The sequence below is a fragment of the Caproiciproducens sp. CPB-2 genome (genome assembly GCF_036287215.1).
Taxonomy (GTDB): domain Bacteria; phylum Bacillota; class Clostridia; order Oscillospirales; family Acutalibacteraceae; genus Caproiciproducens.
This window is the reverse complement of sequence record NZ_CP142860.1, coordinates 2703459-2723086: the sequence shown is the minus strand read 5'-3', so window position 1 is coordinate 2723086 and position 19628 is coordinate 2703459. Positions and strand designations below refer to the sequence as shown.

22 protein-coding genes are annotated in these 19628 nt (G+C 50.4%); 15 read left to right on the top strand and 7 right to left on the bottom strand.

Annotated elements, in window-relative coordinates:
* The first annotated feature begins 2 nt into the window (after positions 1 to 2).
* Genes VXK30_RS13515 through VXK30_RS13505 form a run of 3 tightly spaced genes read left to right on the top strand, consistent with a single transcriptional unit; the run spans position 3 to position 3840 of the window.
* Positions 3 to 1772, top strand: a complete 1770-nt coding sequence (locus VXK30_RS13515) for a V-type ATP synthase subunit A (RefSeq protein ID WP_275715349.1) — start codon at positions 3 to 5, stop codon at positions 1770 to 1772.
* The gene (locus VXK30_RS13510; RefSeq protein ID WP_275715351.1) at positions 1772 to 3142 is read left to right on the top strand and encodes a V-type ATP synthase subunit B; all 1371 of its coding nucleotides are present in this window, start codon (positions 1772 to 1774) and stop codon (positions 3140 to 3142) included. The genes VXK30_RS13515 and VXK30_RS13510 overlap by 1 nt, the downstream gene beginning before the upstream one ends.
* 35 nt (positions 3143 to 3177) lie before the next feature.
* Positions 3178 to 3840 (top strand): V-type ATP synthase subunit D, encoded by a 663-nt coding sequence (locus tag VXK30_RS13505; protein WP_275715353.1) that lies wholly within the window; start codon positions 3178 to 3180, stop codon positions 3838 to 3840.
* 221 nt (positions 3841 to 4061) lie between these two features.
* Here VXK30_RS13505 and VXK30_RS13500 read toward each other — a convergent pair whose 3' ends face one another.
* Positions 4062 to 4700 carry a type 1 glutamine amidotransferase family protein gene (locus VXK30_RS13500; RefSeq protein ID WP_275715355.1) on the bottom strand — a complete coding sequence of 213 codons (639 nt, stop codon included), beginning with the start codon at positions 4698 to 4700 and terminating at the stop codon, positions 4062 to 4064.
* Between the two features lie 122 nt (positions 4701 to 4822).
* Between VXK30_RS13500 and VXK30_RS13495 the strand changes: the two genes are divergently transcribed.
* On the top strand, positions 4823 to 5755 hold the full coding sequence (locus VXK30_RS13495) for a helix-turn-helix transcriptional regulator (protein ID WP_275715357.1): 933 nt from the start codon (positions 4823 to 4825) through the stop codon (positions 5753 to 5755).
* A gap of 118 nt (positions 5756 to 5873) precedes the next feature.
* The gene (locus tag VXK30_RS13490) at positions 5874 to 6068 is read left to right on the top strand and encodes a hypothetical protein (RefSeq protein WP_275715359.1); all 195 of its coding nucleotides are present in this window, start codon (positions 5874 to 5876) and stop codon (positions 6066 to 6068) included.
* Positions 6069 to 6215: 147 nt separating this feature from the next.
* Here the strand turns inward: VXK30_RS13490 and VXK30_RS13485 are convergent, their stop codons facing one another.
* From VXK30_RS13485 to VXK30_RS13475, 3 genes are all read right to left on the bottom strand, one after another.
* Positions 6216 to 7760, bottom strand: coding sequence for a hypothetical protein (locus tag VXK30_RS13485; protein WP_275715361.1), 1545 nt, complete (start codon positions 7758 to 7760; stop codon positions 6216 to 6218).
* A 108-nt stretch (positions 7761 to 7868) separates the two neighbouring features.
* A complete protein-coding gene (locus VXK30_RS13480; protein ID WP_275715363.1) occupies positions 7869 to 8648 on the bottom strand; it encodes a hypothetical protein in 780 nt (259 codons plus the stop codon).
* A 45-nt stretch (positions 8649 to 8693) separates the two neighbouring features.
* Positions 8694 to 9551 (bottom strand): hypothetical protein, encoded by an 858-nt coding sequence (locus VXK30_RS13475; protein ID WP_275715365.1) that lies wholly within the window; start codon positions 9549 to 9551, stop codon positions 8694 to 8696.
* A gap of 107 nt (positions 9552 to 9658) precedes the next feature.
* Here VXK30_RS13475 and VXK30_RS13470 point away from each other — a divergent pair, with 107 nt between their 5' ends.
* The 7 genes from VXK30_RS13470 (at position 9659) to VXK30_RS13440 (ending at position 14166) form a co-directional block, all read left to right on the top strand.
* Positions 9659 to 10513 carry a hypothetical protein gene (locus VXK30_RS13470; RefSeq protein WP_329493515.1) on the top strand — a complete coding sequence of 285 codons (855 nt, stop codon included), beginning with the start codon at positions 9659 to 9661 and terminating at the stop codon, positions 10511 to 10513.
* 96 nt (positions 10514 to 10609) lie between these two features.
* Positions 10610 to 11098, top strand: coding sequence for a hypothetical protein (locus tag VXK30_RS13465; RefSeq protein WP_275715369.1), 489 nt, complete (start codon positions 10610 to 10612; stop codon positions 11096 to 11098).
* A 1-nt stretch (position 11099) separates the two neighbouring features.
* A complete protein-coding gene (locus VXK30_RS13460; RefSeq protein ID WP_275715371.1) occupies positions 11100 to 11840 on the top strand; it encodes a WG repeat-containing protein in 741 nt (246 codons plus the stop codon).
* Positions 11840 to 12280 carry a hypothetical protein gene (locus VXK30_RS13455; RefSeq protein ID WP_329493513.1) on the top strand — a complete coding sequence of 147 codons (441 nt, stop codon included), beginning with the start codon at positions 11840 to 11842 and terminating at the stop codon, positions 12278 to 12280. The genes VXK30_RS13460 and VXK30_RS13455 overlap by 1 nt, the downstream gene beginning before the upstream one ends.
* 43 nt (positions 12281 to 12323) lie before the next feature.
* Positions 12324 to 13592, top strand: a complete 1269-nt coding sequence (locus VXK30_RS13450) for an MBL fold metallo-hydrolase (RefSeq protein WP_275715375.1) — start codon at positions 12324 to 12326, stop codon at positions 13590 to 13592.
* The gene (locus tag VXK30_RS13445; protein WP_275715376.1) at positions 13559 to 13912 is read left to right on the top strand and encodes a hypothetical protein; all 354 of its coding nucleotides are present in this window, start codon (positions 13559 to 13561) and stop codon (positions 13910 to 13912) included. The genes VXK30_RS13450 and VXK30_RS13445 overlap by 34 nt, the downstream gene beginning before the upstream one ends.
* Positions 13870 to 14166 (top strand): hypothetical protein, encoded by a 297-nt coding sequence (locus tag VXK30_RS13440; RefSeq protein WP_275715378.1) that lies wholly within the window; start codon positions 13870 to 13872, stop codon positions 14164 to 14166. The genes VXK30_RS13445 and VXK30_RS13440 overlap by 43 nt, the downstream gene beginning before the upstream one ends.
* 204 nt (positions 14167 to 14370) lie before the next feature.
* Here VXK30_RS13440 and VXK30_RS13435 read toward each other — a convergent pair whose 3' ends face one another.
* The 3 genes from VXK30_RS13435 to VXK30_RS13425 are packed head-to-tail and all read right to left on the bottom strand — an operon-like array spanning position 14371 to position 15361.
* Positions 14371 to 14907, bottom strand: a complete 537-nt coding sequence (locus VXK30_RS13435) for a manganese catalase family protein (protein ID WP_275715380.1) — start codon at positions 14905 to 14907, stop codon at positions 14371 to 14373.
* On the bottom strand, positions 14907 to 15167 hold the full coding sequence (locus VXK30_RS13430) for a spore coat protein CotJB (RefSeq protein ID WP_275715382.1): 261 nt from the start codon (positions 15165 to 15167) through the stop codon (positions 14907 to 14909). Before VXK30_RS13430 ends, VXK30_RS13435 begins: the two co-directional genes overlap by 1 nt.
* The gene (locus tag VXK30_RS13425; protein ID WP_275715384.1) at positions 15164 to 15361 is read right to left on the bottom strand and encodes a spore coat associated protein CotJA; all 198 of its coding nucleotides are present in this window, start codon (positions 15359 to 15361) and stop codon (positions 15164 to 15166) included. Before VXK30_RS13425 ends, VXK30_RS13430 begins: the two co-directional genes overlap by 4 nt.
* A gap of 160 nt (positions 15362 to 15521) precedes the next feature.
* Here VXK30_RS13425 and VXK30_RS13420 point away from each other — a divergent pair, with 160 nt between their 5' ends.
* Genes VXK30_RS13420 through VXK30_RS13410 form a run of 3 tightly spaced genes read left to right on the top strand, consistent with a single transcriptional unit; the run spans position 15522 to position 19564 of the window.
* Entirely contained in the window at positions 15522 to 15950 is a 429-nt protein-coding gene (locus VXK30_RS13420; protein ID WP_275715386.1) for a MarR family winged helix-turn-helix transcriptional regulator, read from the top strand.
* Positions 15951 to 15980: 30 nt separating this feature from the next.
* Positions 15981 to 17705 carry an ABC transporter ATP-binding protein gene (locus tag VXK30_RS13415; RefSeq protein WP_275715388.1) on the top strand — a complete coding sequence of 575 codons (1725 nt, stop codon included), beginning with the start codon at positions 15981 to 15983 and terminating at the stop codon, positions 17703 to 17705.
* Positions 17705 to 19564 carry an ABC transporter ATP-binding protein gene (locus tag VXK30_RS13410; protein WP_275715390.1) on the top strand — a complete coding sequence of 620 codons (1860 nt, stop codon included), beginning with the start codon at positions 17705 to 17707 and terminating at the stop codon, positions 19562 to 19564. The genes VXK30_RS13415 and VXK30_RS13410 overlap by 1 nt, the downstream gene beginning before the upstream one ends.
* Positions 19565 to 19628 lie beyond the last annotated feature (64 nt).

Here is a 19628-nt window from a genome sequence, read left to right as displayed (position 1 = left end):
ATATGAGTAAAGGGACAATCCGGAAAGTCGCCGGGCCGCTGGTCATTGCGGAGGGAATGCGCGACGCCAACATGTTCGACGTTGTGCGTGTCAGCGATCAGCGGCTGATCGGCGAGATTATAGAAATCCATGGGGACCGCGCCTCCGTACAGGTTTACGAGGAGACCTCCGGTCTGGGTCCGGGAGAACCGGTTGAATCCACCGGGGCCCCGCTGAGTGTGGAGCTTGGGCCTGGACTGATCGGCAGTATTTTCGATGGGATTCAGCGCCCGCTGGACGATATTATGAAAGCTTCCGGCAACAACCTGCACCGCGGTGTGGAAATTCCCGCGCTCAAGCGCGAAGTAGCGTGGCATTTTGTTCCCTGCGTTTCCGCGGGAGACGAAGTAGCAGCCGGAGACATTCTGGGCACCGTGCAGGAAACGGAAATCGTGGTACACAGGATTATGGTTCCCAACGGTGTGAGCGGAACTGTCTCCGGTATTTCGGAAGGCGATTTTACCGTAACGGATTCTATTGCGACTATACGCTCTGCCGACGGAGAAGAACATGCGGTGCCGCTTATGCAGAAATGGCCGGTCCGTGTAGGCAGGCCGTATCTGGAAAAGCTGTCGCCCGAAATGCCGCTCGTCACCGGACAGCGCGTGATCGACACGCTGTTTCCCATTGCGAAGGGCGGTGTGGCGGCGGTCCCCGGCCCGTTCGGCAGCGGAAAAACCGTTGTGCAGCATCAGCTGGCCAAGTGGGCGGAGGCGGATATCGTTGTCTACATCGGCTGCGGGGAGCGCGGCAACGAAATGACAGACGTTTTGAATGAGTTTCCCGAGCTGAAGGACCCGAAAACGGGTTATTCGCTGATGAAGCGCACCGTCCTGATCGCAAATACCTCCGATATGCCGGTTGCCGCCCGTGAAGCTTCTATTTATACGGGCATTACGATCGCGGAGTATTTCCGTGACATGGGATATTCCGTGGCGCTGATGGCGGACTCCACCTCACGCTGGGCGGAAGCGCTCCGTGAAATGTCCGGCCGTCTGGAAGAGATGCCCGGCGAAGAAGGCTACCCCGCTTATCTGGGCAGCCGTCTGGCGCAGTTCTACGAACGGGCGGGCCGGGTACGCTCGCTTGGCCACGCCCCGAGAGAGGGCGCGCTTTCGGTCATCGGAGCCGTTTCGCCTCCCGGAGGCGATATCTCAGAACCGGTTTCCCAGGCAACGCTCCGTATCGTCAAGGTGTTCTGGAGCCTTGACTCCGCGCTGGCGTACCGCAGGCATTTTCCGGCGGTCAACTGGCTGACCAGCTATTCCCTTTATGTGGACGCAATGGAAAAGTGGTTTAACTCCCATGTGCATCCCGACTGGATGGAGCAGCGAAGCCGGATCATGCGTCTGCTTCAGGAAGAGGCCGAGCTGCAGGAAATTGTGAAGCTGGTCGGTATGGACGCCCTTTCCGCGCCGGACCGCTTAAAGCTGGAGGCCGCCCGTTCCATCCGTGAGGACTTTCTGCATCAGGACGCTTTCCATGAGGTGGACACCTACACGCCGCTGGAAAAGCAGTACACCATGATGAAGCTGGTGCTCGAATATTATCAGGAAGCCGTGGAGGCGCTGGCGCGGGGTGTTTCCGCCGACAAACTGGTCTCTATGGCGGTGCGCGAGCGGATCGGCCGCTTTAAATATATTCCTGCCGACCGCATGGAGCAGGAATACAAGGATATTCTGCAGGTTATGCACAAAGAAATCCAGAGCCTTGAGCAGAAGGAGGAGTACTGATGCCGAAGGAATACAGAACTATCCAGGAAGTGGCCGGCCCTCTGATGCTGGTACAGGGCGTGGAAAATGTAAACTATAACGAATTGGGCGAAATCGAGCTTGCCAACGGGGAAAAGCGCCGCTGCAAGGTGCTGGAAATAGACGGCGGAAACGCGCTGGTACAGCTGTTTGAAAGCTCGACCGGCATCAACCTGAGCAACAGCCGCGTGCGCTTTCTGGGCCGCAGCATGGAACTGGGCGTGTCGCGGGATATGCTCAGCCGCGTATTCGACGGCCTTGGCCGTCCTATCGACGGGGGGCCGGAAATACTGCCGGACCGCCGCATGGATATTAACGGGCTTCCCATGAATCCAGCCGCGCGCAATTACCCGCAGGAATTTATCCAGACCGGGGTTTCCGCCATCGACGGGCTGAATACGCTCGTACGCGGGCAAAAGCTGCCGATCTTTTCGGCCAGCGGTTTGCCTCACGCAAATCTGGCCGCCCAGATCGCCCGTCAGGCAAAGGTGCGCGGTACTTCGGAACCGTTTGCCGTTGTGTTTGCGGCCATGGGTATCACCTTTGAGGAATCCAACTTCTTTATTGAGAGCTTCCGGGAAACGGGCGCGATCGACCGTGCGGTACTGTTTGTAAACCTCGCGAACGACCCCGCCGTCGAACGCATCGCGACCCCCAGAATGGCCCTTACCGCAGCGGAATACCTTGCTTTCGAAAAAGATATGCACGTTCTGGTCATTCTGACCGATATTACCAACTATGCGGACGCCCTGCGCGAGGTCTCCGCCGCGCGGAAGGAAGTCCCCGGCAGACGCGGGTATCCCGGATATATGTACACCGATCTTGCCTCGCTTTATGAGCGCGCTGGCAGACAGAAAGGAAAACCCGGCAGTATTACGCTGATTCCGATTCTGACCATGCCGGAAGATGATAAGACGCACCCCATCCCGGACCTTACCGGGTACATTACGGAAGGACAGATCATCCTCAGCCGCGAACTGTACCGCAAGGGCGTTACGCCGCCGATCGACGTTCTGCCGTCGCTTTCCCGGCTGAAGGACAAAGGAATTGGCGAAGGAAAGACACGCGCCGACCACGCGAACACCATGAATCAGCTGTTCGCCGCCTATGCGCGCGGAAAAGAAGCAAAGGAGCTCATGGTCATTCTGGGCGAAGCCGCTCTGACTGACATTGACCGGCTTTACGCGAAGTTCTCCGACGAATTTGAGAAGGAATATGTGTCCCAGGGATATCAGGCCAACCGTGATATTGAGGAAACGCTTGCCATCGGCTGGAGGCTGCTCTCCATCCTTCCCCGCAGCGAGTTGAAGAGAATTAAAGATGAATTTCTGGATCAATACTACGGAAAGTAGCCGTCCGGAAAACACTTGCAAAGGAGGGCTCACTTTTGGCAACTGTTCATGTAAATCCAACGCGAATGGAACTGACCCGTTTGAAGAAGAAGCTAATCACGGCGCTGCGCGGGCATAAGCTTTTGAAAGACAAACGCGATGAACTGATGCGCCGCTTTCTTGATCTTGTTCGGGAAAACAAAACGCTTCGGGAAAAAGTGGAGCAGGGGATTGCGGCGGCCAACCGGAATTTTGTGCTGGCGCGGTCCGTCATGTCGGATGAAATTCTGAATGTGGCGCTGATGACCCCCAAACAGGAGGTCACCTTGGAACTGGAGACCCAAAATGTGATGAGTGTGGAAATTCCAAAATATCACTACAAAACAAGGACATCCGACGCCAATGATATTTATTCCTACGGGTATGCCTTTACTTCCGGCGATCTTGACTCGGCGGTAAAGTCCCTGTCCGACCTGCTGCCGGATATGCTCCGGCTGGCGGAATGTGAGAAAGCCTGCCAGCTGCTCGCGGCGGAAATCGAAAAGACCCGGCGCCGGGTCAACGCCCTTGAGCATGTGATGATTCCGGAAATGCAGGACAGCATCCGCTACATTACGATGAAGCTGGACGAAAACGAGCGCAGTACCCAAATACGCCTGATGAAGGTCAAGGACATGATGCTGGAACAGGCACATCATTACAAAGAAAAGCTTGGATAAGAAGCATATTAAGGCTTTTACAAACAAAGTGATAAAATTGATAAGATTAATGCGCATTCAGAGAAAGTCTGAATGCGCATTAATACTTCGAAATTTAGCGTAGCAGGGGGTATGCTCATACCCTGTACATGAATAACAAGACACATGCACATGCATTTTATCAATAACTTCAATAAGGTACATGTGGTCTAAACACCTGTTCTGCTTATGACAAAGGTGTATCAGTTTTCATTCCCAGACGGCAAAGTTTGCATGAGGGCAAAGAAATGTTCAGGCTCACCGGTACTGAAATATTCATACCAAGCTTCCAGTGTGTTTGATTGAAAAACGCCTAAATGTTCAATTATTTGTTTCGCCCACAACAAGGCTCCGGTGCAACTTGCAGTAATCAGGTTGTTATCCTCCACAGACGGCTTGTCTATATAAAAGCTTTGCCCTTTATAACAGGGAGAAACCATTTCAAAAAATCCCGCTCCATTACTGGTATGCGGACGCTTATCCAGTATTCCAAAGTTCGCAAGCGCAGCGGTAGCCCCGCATATTGCACACACCGTAGCGTCTGCAGAGAGAAGCTCGCTTGCTTTTTCGATGATCGCGCCATGCTTTGGGTCGTTCCACGTATCTGCGCCCGGTAATAGCAACATGCTTGTTTCACTCACAACAATATCATCCATTAAGCAATCGGGCACGATTGTCAGCCCGCCCATTGTATGGATCGGCTCTTTGGAATAACTGACCGTTTTGAGCGATACACGCTGCGCGCCCTTTTTAAAAAATCGACCAGAATTCAGCTCCGAAGTTACGTACCCCAGTTCCCAGTCGGCTAAAGTATCAAGAACGTAAACATAGATCGTAAACATATAGTTCCTCCGTTTTCATTGTTATATTGATTTGTCTGCGTCCTTATTGTACTATGTAATTGTTGACAGCGTTGTGGAAACAATGGGAATGATGAAAAGATTATTTGAAAGGCGGCTGTCAGATGAAAGTAGACAGGCTTGTCAGCGTTATTATGATACTCCTTGATAAAGAGCGGATAGGCGCACAGGAGTTAGCAGATATGTTTGAAGTTTCGCCCCGCACAATCTACCGTGACATAGACACGATCAACATGGCGGGCATTCCTATCCGCTCAACCCCGGGAGTTGGCGGCGGCTTTGAAATTATGCAGAAATACAAAATTGATAAAAAAGTTTTTTCGACTTCCGACCTTTCCGCTATCTTGATGGGACTTTCCGGCCTTTCAAACGTGATACGAGGTGATGAACTGGTAAACGCCCTTGCGAAAGTCAAGAGCTTTATCCCCGCCGACAGAGCAAAAGACATTGAATTAAAAGCAAATCAAATCTATATAGATTTAAGTCCGTGGATGGGTAACAGAAACATACAACCATATTTAGAAATTATCAAAACAACACTGCAGGAAAGCAAGCTGCTTTCGTTTGAATATGCAGACCGCTACGGGAATAGAACCTCACGAACAGCCGAGCCATATCAGCTTGTATTGAAAAGCAATCATTGGTATTTGCAAGGGTATTGCCATAAAAGAAATGATTACCGCTTATTCAAGCTATCCCGCATGTCAAGCCTGCAAATGCAAGAGGAAACTTTTACACCGCGAGATTATCAAAAACCGACTTTAGACTTCGCTGATATTTTGGAATCGATGCAAACAGAAATTAAAATCCGTATTCATAGATCTGTGATGGATCGGGTACTTGATTTTTGCTCTTATGAACACTTTTGGCCAGACGGCGATGAGCATTACATTGTTCGTTTCCCGTTCATAGAGAACGATTACTACTACAATATTCTTTTGGGTTTTGGGGATAAATGCGAATGTTTAGAGCCGCTACATATCCGCACAGAAATGAAGCGCAGGATATACGATATAGCTGCCTTATACGAAAACTAAAACACGGAGTTTATTCTCATATTCAAAAGATACCGCCCATACCGATGTTCCAAATCCCGGTTTGTCGAGCTTCCGCGATTGCAAATCCTACGTTTTGGAAGATCGTCTCGGCGATATCATGATCGAACTGTACGAAGCGGCTGAAGAAATAAAGAAGGCTCGTGAGGCCCGCGAAGAAGCGGAACGCAAGCGACAGGAGGAAGAACTTCGTGAAGAAGAGCGCCGAAAGCGCTACAATGTTGAGGTCGACCGAACCCTCGCACTGACGAACGCTGAGAAAAAGAAATTAGAGTACAAAGGCTATTGGTGGTGACCATATTGTTCTGCTCGAGGTGAGACAATGCGTTTATGGACAGTACAGCCCAAAGAATTGTACGAAAAACTGAAAACTGAAAAAGTGCTACACTGTGAAACCGCCCTTTTTTTACGGTTCGCAGTTACCGTTTTCAACGTGTCTTACTTATGTCTCCTGCGTTTTGAAGTCATCCTCCGTACATTTCCGAAGAATGCTTTTCACTTTATCCAGCGAAAGCGGAACCTTATCTTCCGAAAAATACTCAATATTCACGATTTCCACAACAGCGGAATGGTCGTCTTTTCCCACGGGAACAACTACCAGATCGCCGACGGAAAGCGTATCGTCGTCAGTGAGGTAGTAATAGCTTTTGCCGCTGTCTTCAAATTCAACACTGCAAAAAATATAGTCGCCGGTTTTGCGCCTTGCTTTCCCGTACACGGAGGGGTTAAGGCTTTCACCGAGGCCGTAGAAACGAATGAAGTCGGAAATACGCTCCGCCAGCTCCGGCCAGTCTTCCGGCAGGCCGTTTTTATCGTATGTGCCGCGGATGACAAGTTGCGGCCGCTTATAAAAGTCTGCGGTAATTTCATAATCTTTCGTTTCGTTGGGGTCTGTCACGACATCCGGGCCGTTGCCAATAATATGCTCGAACAAGCTGTCGGCATCAAGCCCATCCAGCAGGTCGGAAACGCCGCCCGGAACAGAATACTTGTGCGAGATGACGCAGCCGGAACCGACCCGCTGGGTTTGCTCGATGGTTTCCGTCTCCCTGTCGATGATCAGCTGCTCGGAATAATCCCAGAGGCAATATTCTGCTGTGTCGCTGATGGGCACCTTGGGCCTGATTTTTGTCACCCGATGGTAGTTCAAGGCGATTCTGTCCACTCTGTCCGGCTTGCAGTTCCCGTCAAACAAAAATAGATCCGGCATATCCAGCGTGCCGCGGATGAGATCGGACAGATCGACGCCGTCAACGTCAAAATTGCAGCAAAGAGAGCCTTCGAACCGATACGGCTTTCCGTCTGTATTGGTGATAATCATCTCCCAAGTCCCGATATCAGTTGCAAATTCGGTCTGATACTCATTGCTGAAATATGCGCCGACCGCATTCAGAATACGTGCGGCGGCGTCCCGCCCGATACTGAAACCCTTTGTGCGCCCGCGTTCATACCTCCCGCCGCCCTGACCGTAATTGTAACCGGAGAACCACACCCGGCCGTCGGCGGCGATGGTGAGATGCTGCTCCACTTCCTTGTACGGCGCCGGGAAGAGGCCAAAGCCGATGTTATTTGACTCGATCCGTATCTTTTGGACTTGTCCCCGAAATACAAACGGACTGGCTCCGTCCTCTGAGGTCAGAACGATCAAACGGGAGAAAGCAAGAATGAACCACGGACGGTTTTTATCGGAAAGCAGAGATTCTCCGTAAGACCAATGGGTAATATACCTCCACTGTGAAAAAATCGCCGAACCCAAAAGGTCAATGTCGTCTACTTGCCCGATCATTCTATCCAATGACTCATAATCTTGAAACGCATTCGCATCCGGAAACGCATTCTTGAAAGAGTGTCCGCAGTCCATTTCAAAGCCGAGAGAAAAGCACTCTTCGGAAAAGCCTTCCGCGACTTCATGCTCGGTCGTTTTCTCACCGCGATACTTTTCAAACCACTTGATCGCAAATTCGTAAATTTCTCGTTTTGTTGCCACCGGAGCGCCTCCTCTATGAAAGCCATTTTCTCTGCTTGAACCATCGCTCAGCCCGGAAAGGCATATTTGTTTCTTTTTGCTATGACTGCTGATCTGTTGCTGTAAGAATCAGTAATTCAGTTTTCTTCGCTGATTTTCCCAATCCGAAATAACTGTCAGAGCATTGGAAAGCGCGCCTGCACCAATCGCCAGATCCCAAGAAATGTGTCTGAGGGAACTTCCATACGACAGATGCGCAAATATTTCACGTATCATTACGCCGCCTTTCAGTTTACTCAGACTCGGAGGTACAAGTTGAATTGGCTGCTCCGCGAGAAATGTTTCTGCCGGTAACCGAAGACAGAGCTTGCTTTCTGCGCCAGTACTTTCCTCACCCCGGACAATGATAATGAATTCTATTGGGAAATTAGCAGCGGTGATAAAATCATACATGATTCTATACCAATCAAATCCAGCCGAAAAGATACGGAAAAACATTTCTTTAGTTGACGCATCCGTATGATACATACCACCATAGCGAGCCCGCAGAAACTCTTGGTTTAGTTCAGCGGCAACCTCGCCGCACAAGGCGGCTAAATCCAGTTTTTCTGTGGGAATTGCCTTGATTTCTTCTGCGTGTGCTTTGACAAATTCCTGCGACAGGGGGCAATCGGGCTTTTGAAAAAGGGAGTCAGGCGCATTAGAGATAACATCGCCGTCAACAGAAACAGAAGTTATCCATGCTGCGATCGTTTCCAGCGCAAGCTGCTGGGATTCCTCATGCCGTGTATTGGCATACAGCCATTCCGCCGCAAGTAAAGTCTCGCCCATATTTTCGGGGTTCGCGCAAATATACTGTGGGCAAGGAAAGGCCTTGCCGTCATTGCGAATCATCCATGCGGTATTCATTCGTTTACCTCTTCTTTCTATCAGAAGTTGTGATTTATTACAAAATTAGCCGGCAGTGATCTTTTCGGGTAAATCATCAACCGCATCAAGGCCGTTTTCATAAACGATTAAATCATCGCCAAGCTTTGTATGTATTGCCTCAAGTGATTTACGGCTATTGGTAGAATTGCACTTCCCATAAACCAGCAGTTTGGTACGTTTATATAGTGAAAGCTTTCCCGAATAAATCTCACAACCGAAAATCTCTCGCATAATATCAAAATAGTCTTGATAGGCAGTAAGAATTTGATCCTCTCTTGCCGCCAGATTTGCATCATACTTTTCAAGCTGCTTTGCAATTTTCAAGCTGTTATACAATTCGGGTTCAGATTGTCCCGTAAATCTCCGTTTGATTTCCGGATTTCCGGCATCCTTTGCTTCGATAAAGTAGAGCATACCGGTGTCCTTGTCAAGAAAAAGCAAATCGACCTGTGTATTGTTATAAATTTTTTTATTTTCTATGTAAAGACAGGGGAACCCAACCTCAACATCCAATAAAACCATACTGGGAGCCGGTTGGACATAGGGCGTAAACTTTCTGTAAAGCGTGGAGAGTTCTGCGCGTTCCCTGGAGTCACCGCTCGTCTTTTTCGCCCATGAGTCGCTCTCTTCTTTTCTCTTTCTATAAGCATTCTGATCCATACTATCCAAAAGCAGCTCACCACTGGTGTTTCCTTGAAAGGCATAAATTCGCGAACCCTGGTAATAAAAGTGAATTTCTCCACCATATCGGAGAGCCGGGAACACCTCTCCCCGTTCGACATCTTCTTTCAGCAGTCTAAACCAAGGCATTTTCTGTAATTGCTCAATTCCTTTACGCCGATCACATGCCGTTTGATAAAAAGAACGCTCAAACTTTTTCATATTAACAACCCCAGTATGTAAGATATTATGACAAAAGTTTATCATATTCTGCAAAAAAAGCAATCTGTATCGCGCCATTACGTGTGTCTGAAGATAGGAAACAGCCTGTGGTATACTCCCTTCAAAAGCTAATGATTTTTGCTATTGGAGGATATCAAATGATGGACAATCCCTTTGCGGCGTACAGCACAAAAATATTCACCGTATTTCTTTGGGCATACAACGATTGTATGTGCGAGCGGTGTGATCCTTCATCTTTTTTCTGCGAAGTATATGATCGGATGGAGCTTGCCGTTCAGGCGGGAAAGGAGGAGCTTACCCGTCAAATCGAACGGCTGAAAGAAGAATTCACCGCAGATCAAAACAAATCATTCGATGTTTTTGTCAAGGACAAGGTTAATTATTTGTTTATGGTCAAAGAGCAATATCCCAAACGCGTGTTGTTTTCAGATCCCAGTAATGACATAGAAACCCAAGAGCGGATCAAGGAATGCCAAAATTGGAGCAGGCAGTTCATCTGTTCCAGCACCCCTTTTCCAATCACACCGGAAACGGATCTGTATCAGCTTTGCAGCCAGCAGAGCGAATACATAGAGTACCGGCTCGATTATACCGGCGCTTTAATCAGCCGTTTAGAATCGAGAGGCGGGGGCGGATATTATCGCATGCCCTCGGATTACGAGGAAGACGCCGGAGTGAAATTCGCGGTCGGACAGGTCGTTCGCCTGAAAAACGAGCCGAAAAAACTTTATTTGGTGGCCGCGAACGCAGGACGCCTTTGCGATGCTAAAAATGTGTTTACATGGGAAAATGAATATCTTTTATATCCCTTCGAACAAATCGAATGCGATTGTATACCAGACTATGATCATATTCATGAGAGTGAGCTTGAAGCGCATGATGGTCAGGAATACAGCGATTTACAGAAAATGCAGCTTCAGTTTCTTCAGCAATATTTGTAGGGGTTGTGCAATGAAGGATAAATTTTGCGACAATACGTATGTCTTTTATTAGTAAATGTGGTATGATAAACTCATAACAGCAAGGAGGAAAACCTCATGGAATTGACCAAGACCTCCCGCATTCTTTCCGTCTTTCATTTATTCCGGTATTGCAGCGAGGTTTGTTTCCAAGAAATCACCGATTTACTGCCGGTCAGCGAAAAGACCGTTTCACGGGATATTCTGCTGCTTAAGCAGGCGGGGGTCTTGCACATCCGCTACTCCAATAAGAGAAAGGCGTTTGTTTTAACCGATACGCAGTTTCATGCGCCGCAGTTTCCTGAAAACAAAACGCGCAAATTGTACCTTGAAAAAATCATACGGTTATGCACATTAATGGTAGAGATGGACGGAGCAAATCCCGTGGTTTGGTACCGGGAGCATTACCCGGCTTTATCAGACCGCACACGGCAGCGGGACTTTGCCGAGCTTTTCAAAATCGGATACCATATCCGCTACATGCCGGCGGACCCTTGGGGCGAACCCGGTCATTATGATTATGAGATTCCAGACACCTATGGCTTGGAAACCTTTAGGAGGAGATAGTATGGATCATAGAAAAGAGTGCCGTATTTACACAATGACCGGAGAAGCTGTCGGCGGGTTCCTTTCCGGCAGCCACGTTTACCCGGATTCAGAAGTTGATCTATATCATGAATTTTTAAGTCTCTATTTGCTGCAGATAGAATCCGGCGGAAAATGGGGCTTGATGAACGTTGAGACCAATGAACTTGCGATTTCCCTGCAATTTGACTATATCCACCCGATGTTCAGTGCTAAGAACCCTCCAAAAACCAACCATGCAAAAACGAGCCACGCTGTAAAAAATGCTTTGCACGGATATATCAATGTACTGGGAGAGACGGTAATTCCGTTTGTGTATGAAGATGCCTGTCACTATGCTTCTTCAAATGGATATTTTGCGGTCAAACGTGGAAAATGGGGGGTGGTGAATAGGGAAAATGAGCCGATACTCCCCTTTGTTTTCGATAGAATTGACCTGGATAGCTGTTTTGACCGCTATGCAGGGGGGCTTCAGCCTTATGCAGGAATCAGCGCCATTCGAGATGGATACATGGTTCTGTTCGATATGGATGGTGAGATATTGGAGGATCATCTGACCGCCCAGCCATGCGGATATAGTACGCACGGGTTTGGAGATTATATGCTGCTACAGCGCAAGCGAAAATTCGGCGTGGCCTGCCGGGATGGACGGCTCATTACCAACATTACGATGCTCAAACGGGAAGCCATGCATTTGATTCGGAAATTGGAGGGAGCTTGCTGATGAAAGACTTATCCTACTTTTCCGCAAGGCTGCCGTGCAGTCATGAAGAAAAAGCTGAATGTCTGCAAACCATAAGAAAGCTCAGCCATTTTCTTATGGTGGCGCGGGCAGACGGTTTTTTAGCTCTGGAGCCTTTTCTGGAGCAGGAAACAGACCCGCTGATGAAGGCTTGCTTGCTGGACATTCTGGACGGACTGGATGGCGCGGAACTGGAACAACGCTTTGAAGGTTATCTGGCAGCAGGTGATTACCACGGCAAGGCTTGTTTGCAGGCAATGATCGTGTTAGAGGGATTTTTGCTTCTGCAAGCCTGCCAGACACCGGAGGTTTTGTGGACGGAAATGCAGGGCTACTTTGGTGCGGATTTCGCAGAGGAGTACCGAAAGGCCTCCCTGCGGGAGCAGGAAATGAGAAAGCAGTATGAAGCGAATCAGACGTAAAATTGAGGGAGAAAGGCAATGCTGACAAAAAGGAGAGTAGTGAATGTACATAAAAATTCATCGTGGAACAGCACAAATCGGCGGAAACCTGATTGAAATCGGAACCGATCAGACCAGAATTTTGTTTGACGTGGGAGCCAACCTGCCGCCTCTTGACGGAAAAGGAGCAGAAGATTCTATCGAAATAGAAGGACTTACTTGCGGCAAATCTGCGTTTGACTGGGTGTTTCTCAGTCATCATCATAACGATCATTGTGGGCTGGCGGATCGGATTTTGCCCGGCATTCCGATTCTTTCGGGAGAAGAGACCCACCGTATTTTGGATGTGATCTCCGACTTTACCGGTTCGCCCCGCCCGGAAATCCATCTTCATTTCAAAAGCGGTCAGCCGATTCAACTGGATGATATACGGGTAACACCGATTGGGGTAGAGCATTCTGCAGCAGATGCCTATATGTTTTTGGTTCAGGCGGATGGGAAGAGCGTGCTTTATACCGGGGATTACCGGGCAGCGGACTCTATTCCCACACAAATCCGGCAGTTGCTTGGGGGACAAAAGCTGGATCTCCTGATCAGCGAGGGAACCAATGTCCGTATAGAAAAACAGGGCAGAAACGCCCCGCAGAACGAAAACCAGGTGGAGCAGCGTGCCTGCGAGTTGATGAAGCAATATGAGGGCACAGTGTTTGTCCTGTGTTCCTCTACGAATGAAGAACGAATCCGCGCGATACACCGGGCGGCAAAGAGCGCCGGACGAGCTGTATGCGAGGATTTGTTTTTAACGGCGGTTCGCACGCAAAGGGAGGAAAATACCCTGCGCTTTGTAGCACATTATACCAGCGAGGAAAAAACGCCGCGTACATACGCCTATTTTCAGCGTTATTTTGAACGGCGTAAACTCCTGGGCGCAGAGAGCCTTGCAAAGATTTCGGGGAAAAAGGTGATTTTTGTGCGAACCTCTATGCTTCCCTTTTTAAAGAGCTATTTGGCTTGCCGCCCTGATGAAAAAAATCTGCTCATCTATTCCATATGGCAGGGATACCGGGAAACTCGCCCTGTCAAAGACCTGCTGGCCTTTTGCGGCACTCATGGAATCGAGGTAGCAGACCTGCATTGCAGCGGACACGCTTACCGAAACGCCATACAAGAGTTGATTGGCGTACTCAATCCTCAAGCGCTGATTCCCATTCATTGTGAAGCACAAGACCGGGAGCAATTCAAGGCACTTCATCCGAACTGCCTGATGGTACGCGATGGCGAAAGATGGGAGGTATCAAAATGCTGGAAGGCTGGCTTGCAATTTTATCAGTGATTGGTGTCGTATCGTTCGGTGTGTATTATAATTCATGGTTACAGCGTACCCGCGGGTGCTCCGCGCTCACTTTTTGGCGGGTGATCGGCGGCATTGCAGACTTGGTTTTGTGGCTGGCTGTGCTTGATGCCGACAGCACCATGCATGGGATTATTCTGTTCCTGATTGCGGCGGGCATTTTTCTTCTGCTGTTTTTAGTGAACTACCAGGACTCCAAAAGCGTACTGCACGCTTTTCTCATGACACTGTGGCTGATTTTAATTGGCGGAGCTATCACATGGCTTTTGAGCGCATTGAGCAATCGGAGCAAAAAACACTGAGCAGCGACAGGAAAGCCCACCCCTCGGAAAGAAAGATCAGAGAAGACGAAGCGGGAAAGCTGGCGGATTATTTGCGCCGGAACGCGGTAAAATCTGTAGCGGTTTGCGTCCATTGCTGTGAAAACGAAACACTGGACGAAGTGGCCATGATGCTTTCCCCTTTTTCCGCTTTGCCGGGCTTTTCATGGGAGGCGGTTCGGCGTGATTTCGTGTCTGGAACGAACAGCTACATGGTAGTTCGCTATGTTTTATGACATGAGAATACGAATATGAGCCTTGACATTTATTCCGGTTGTCCAAATTGCAACTTCCCTTCTTGAGTATATTTCTGTAGCGATATAATCCATTGCATCCCCGGGGATGCTTCCGCGGGACTTGAGCGGGGATAGGTTCCTAACCAATTGATTTATTATATCAGATGAAACTGTTTTTTGTTTTAAGAAATTTTGATAAATTTCTTACGAAAATCTTATATTTTTATCGGAAACGCGAATTGTTGACTCCATTAATTTACGGATTCGGATTGTGGCGGAAACGGCTTGTCCTATCATAAATTTTTTTATAAGTCGTTCTTTCGCAATCGCAGCATCTGCGGCAAGGTCCTCGTGAATATCGGTGATCGGGTCGCCCTTTACCTGTAAATAAGCAGCGGTGAACGGAGTTCCGCTGGAATCGGCGGGGTAAACCCCGGTTGTATGATTCACAAAATATGCGTCGAATCCCCCTTCTTTGATCTGCTCTTCCGTCAGATTTCTGGTAAGCTGGTGGACAATGGTTCCGACCATTTCCAGATGAGCGAGCTCTTCAGTCCCGATATCTGTCAAAATTGCTTTCAACTCCGGATACGGCATGCTGAAGCGCTGGCTCAAATAGCGCAGCGAGGCTGCCAGCTCTCCGTCCGGACCACCGTACTGGGCGATGATAATCTGCGCCAGCTTCGGATTGGTATTTTTGATATTGATCGGATACTGCAGGTTCTTCTGGTAATTCCACATTATTTGTTTCCCCCCTTGTTAACATCCCACGGCCATGGGTTGCTGATCCATGCCCAGCGGCTGGTGTCTGAACTGTTCTGATTCATCGGCCCGTAGGCCGCTTCGTACTGTGCGGTTAATTCCTCTGCCATCCTGCGGTATTCCTCTTGCTGCTTTGCTGCCTTACAATCGCCGGGATGGGTGTCCAAAAAAATATGAAGCTCCCAGGTCGCAAAACGGTAGGCGTTAATCCTGCGCATCAGCTTTTCCTGTTCGCTCATTTCCTCCTGCCTCCCAAAAACGGTTTGTCAAGCTCAGGGAAGATGGTTCCCATCTCCAGCCCTTTTTCAGGAGTGTAAGTGGAATTGAATTGTTGGAATGGAACATAGGCCATTGCTACGACCGGCATCGCCGGAAGGGGAGTCGGATTCATTTCACAGCCCTGTCCGTCCATATCCATCATATTATCTGTCATTGTTTTTCTCCTCTCGTGAGCATTGGTATTATCTCACAATATATTATGTATTAGGATTTCAAATGGTGTAATTGCTTATTTCGTAACTTGACATTTTCAATACACGGGATTAATATTAGCTTACTAACAGTTAGTTTCCTAATTGACAGGAGGAGTTTTTATGCCGGTTACGCTGCATATGGCAATCCATCGGGTATTTCACGCGCAGAAAAATGTGACGCGGCCCGGAATGGCGAAAATCGGCCTTTCGCCCGGACAGCCGAAAATTCTGAACCACCTTTCACGGCAGAACCACTGCATGCAGAAGGATATTGCTTCGGCGCTGGACATTGAACCAGCCACCGTGTCGCAGATTCTGAACAATATGGTGCAGGCCGGCCTGATCCGGCGGTCCAACCCCGCGGAAAGAAGAAGGGCGGAGTCGGTATCCATAACGGAAAAGGGCCGTGAATATCTGGAAAAATGGCAGCAGCTCTGTAAGGAAATCGAGGATGTGTCCATGAAAGGGTTCACGCGGGAGGAACAGGAGCAATTTCTGGATTACCTCTATCGCATGTATTGGAACCTGACTGGGAAAGAGATTGAATAAAGGCCTGTTTCGCCGTTTGGAGGGGAATGAGTGTTAAACCGTTTTTTCATTTATTTTGATAAGTATCGCAGGCATTTGATTGGCGCAGTCGTCTGTGTCGTTTTGGAAACCGTATTTGAATTGGTAATACCGCTCATTATGGCCGATATTATCGACGTGGGCGTTGCCAACCGTGACACGAACTATATCCTGCGGAAAAGCCTTACCATGATTGGCTGCGCGCTGATTTCTCTGCTCCTGGGCGCGCTGTACGCACATCTGGCAGCCAGAGCGGGCCAAGGCTTCGGAGCGGAGCTGCGAAAAGCGGAATACCGCAAGATACAGGACTTCTCTTTTTCCAACATGGATCATTTCAGCACCCCGTCGCTGATTACCCGCCTTACCAGCGACATCACCATTTTACAGAACGCAATCTGCAATGGGATCCGGCCGATGGTCCGTAGTCCGGTCATGTTGGTGATGGCGCTGGCTATGACGATTAGGATGAGCGCGAAGCTGGCGGTGGTTTTTCTGACAGCGATTCCCGTGCTGGCCATCTGCCTGGCCCTGATTCTCCGCAAGCTTCGTCCGATGTACGGAAAGATGCAGAAGGCGCTGGACCGGGTGAACTCCATTGTACAGGAAAATCTGACGGCGATCCGTACGGTAAAATCCTATGTGAAGGGCGACAGCGAATGCCTGAGATTCAAAGCCGTCAACGAAACGTTCCGGGCTTCCTCGGAAACGGCCTTCCGCTACGCGGCCCTGAACATGCCCTGTTTGCAGCTTGTCATGTATTCCACCATTCTGTGCATCCTCTGGTTCGGGGGAAACTTTATCCACACGGGTACCATGCAGGTGGGACAGCTGACCGGATTTTTAAGCTATGTTCTGCAGATCCTGAATTCGCTGATGATGATTTCCAACGTATTTCTGATGCTCAGCCGTTCCATGACCTCCGCTTACCGTATTGCGGAGGTGCTGGACGAACCGGTGGGAATCACCGGCGGCACAGGCAGCGGGACGGTGGAGCATGGAAGCATCGACTTTGAGCATGTGTACTTCAAATATCAAAAGACGGCCAGGGAATATGTGCTGTCCGACATCAGCCTGCATATCGGCGCCGGTCAGACGGTGGGCATCATCGGCGGAACGGGCTCCGCGAAATCCTCGCTGGTACAGCTGATTCCCCGGCTTTACGACGTTACCTCCGGCAGCCTGAAAATAGACGGCCGCGACGTAAAGGAGTACCCGCTTGCGCATCTGCGCGACGCCGTGGGCATGGTGCTGCAGAAAAATACCCTTTTCAGCGGGACCATCCGCGAAAATTTGAAATGGGGCAATGAAAACGCCACCGACGAAGAGCTGGACTGGGCGTGCCGGATCGCCTGCGCGGACGAATTCCTTTCCCGGATGCCGGAGGGCTACGACACCGACCTCGGGCAGGGCGGCGTGAATGTTTCCGGCGGGCAGAAGCAGCGGCTCTGCATTGCCCGCGCGCTGCTGAAACGTCCTAAGGTGCTGATTTTTGACGATTCCACCAGCGCGGTGGACACCGCCACCGAGGCGAAAATCCGCAGAAGGCTGGCGGAAAACCTGAAGGATACGACAAAGATCATGATTACCCAGCGCATCAGCTCCATTGAAAACGCGGATCTGATCGTGGTGCTGGAGGACGGGAAAATCAACGAGGCCGGCACGCATGAAAGCCTGCTGGCGCACAATCCGATTTACCGCGATATTTATGAATTTCAGCGGAAGGGGGCCACGGCGTAATGGCGAGAACAACGCTGTATGAAAAGCCCAAGGATATTCGGAAAACGCTGAAATTCCTCCGGCGCTACCTGAAAAAGCACGGAACCGCTCTGCTGCTGATTACCGTCATGGTGGCCGTCAGCGCCGGGGCGAACGTTTTCGGCACCTATCTGCTGAAACCGGCCGTCAACGACTACATTCTCCCCGGGGACATCCGGGGGCTTATGAAAATCCTGATCTTTATGGCCGCCGTTTATTTCGCAGGCGTGGCCGCGTCCTACGGATATTCCCAGCTGATGGTAAAGATCGCGCAGAAGATCGTACAGGAAATCCGCGACGACCTTTTCCGTAAGGTGCAGACGCTGCCCCTGAGCTTTTTCGACGCGAAGACGCACGGCGAACTGATGAGCCGGTTTACAAACGATATCGATACCATCGCCGAGGCCCTGAACAACAGCCTTGCGGTGCTGATCCAGAGCTTCATCGTCATCGTCGGCACGTTTACGGTGCTGATTATCCTGAATGCCGAGTTGTCGGCGATCGTGCTTCTGTCCTTCCTCGGCATGTTCCTGTTTCTGCGGTACAGCGGAAAGAAAAGCCACGCGTATTTTTCCTGCCAGCAGAAGTTTATGGGCAGGCTGAACGGCTTTATGGAGGAGATGGTGGAGGGGCAGAAGGTCGTCAAGGTTTTTAATCGCGAGGACAAAAACTTTGAGGAATTCTGCGACCGCAACGACAAGCTGCTGGATGCCGCCACGGGCGCGCTGACTTATTCGGGGCTTCTGATTCCGGTGGTGGTCAGCATTTCCTATTTCAACTACGCGCTTTCCGCCTGTATCGGCGCTTTCTTTGCCATTGCGGGCAGAATCGATCTGGGAAGCCTTGCCTCCTACCTTGTTTATGTCCGCCAGACGGCGATGCCCGTCAACCAGTTCTCCCAGCAGCTCAACTTTATTCTGGCCGCCCTGTCCGGGGCGGAGCGGATTTTTGAAGTCATGCAGGAAGCGCCGGAAACGGACGACGGCAACGTAACCCTTGTGCGTACCGCGGAAGGGAAAAACGGCGAGCTGAAGGAATGCGTGGAGCGCACGGGCCGGTGGGCCTGGCGCGTGCCGGACGCGGACGGGACCGCCCGGCTGGTGCCTCTTTTGGGCGACGTCCGTTTTCACGATGTGGTGTTCGGCTACGTTCCCGGCCGTCCCGTTTTGAAGGGAATCAACCTTTACGCGAAGCCGGGCCAGAAAATCGCCTTCGTGGGCTCGACCGGCGCGGGAAAGACGACCGTTGCCAACATGATCAACCGTTTTTACGACGTCACCTCCGGAAGCATTACCTACGACGGGATCGACGTCCGGAAGATCAAAAAGGACGACCTGCGTCATTCGCTCGCCGTCGTTTTGCAGGATACCCATCTGTTTACGGGCACGATCGCCGACAATATCCGCTACGGCAATCCGGACGCGGACAGGGAGCAGGTGATCAGGGCCGCCAAGCTGGCGAACGCGGACTCCTTTATCCAGAGGCTGCCGGACGGCTACGACACCATGCTTTCCGGCGACGGCGGAAACCTGAGCCAGGGCCAGCGCCAGCTGCTTGCCATCGCGCGCGCCGCGGTCTCCGACCCGCCGGTGCTGATTCTGGATGAGGCGACCAGCTCCGTGGACGCCCACACGGAAAAGCTGATTGAAACCGGCATGGATCACCTGATGGAAAACCGGACGGTTTTTGTCATTGCCCACCGGCTTTCCACCGTGCGCAACGCCAAGGCCATCATCGTGCTGGAAAACGGCGAAATTCTGGAGCGCGGCAGCCACGAGGAGCTGATTGCCCAGAAAGGGCGGTATTATCAATTGTACACCGGTCAGTTTGAATTGTCCTGAGAGGTCCGACCCCAGATTTCGGCTGTTTCATAGACCGGCATATCCTCCAAATCGATGCGTAAAT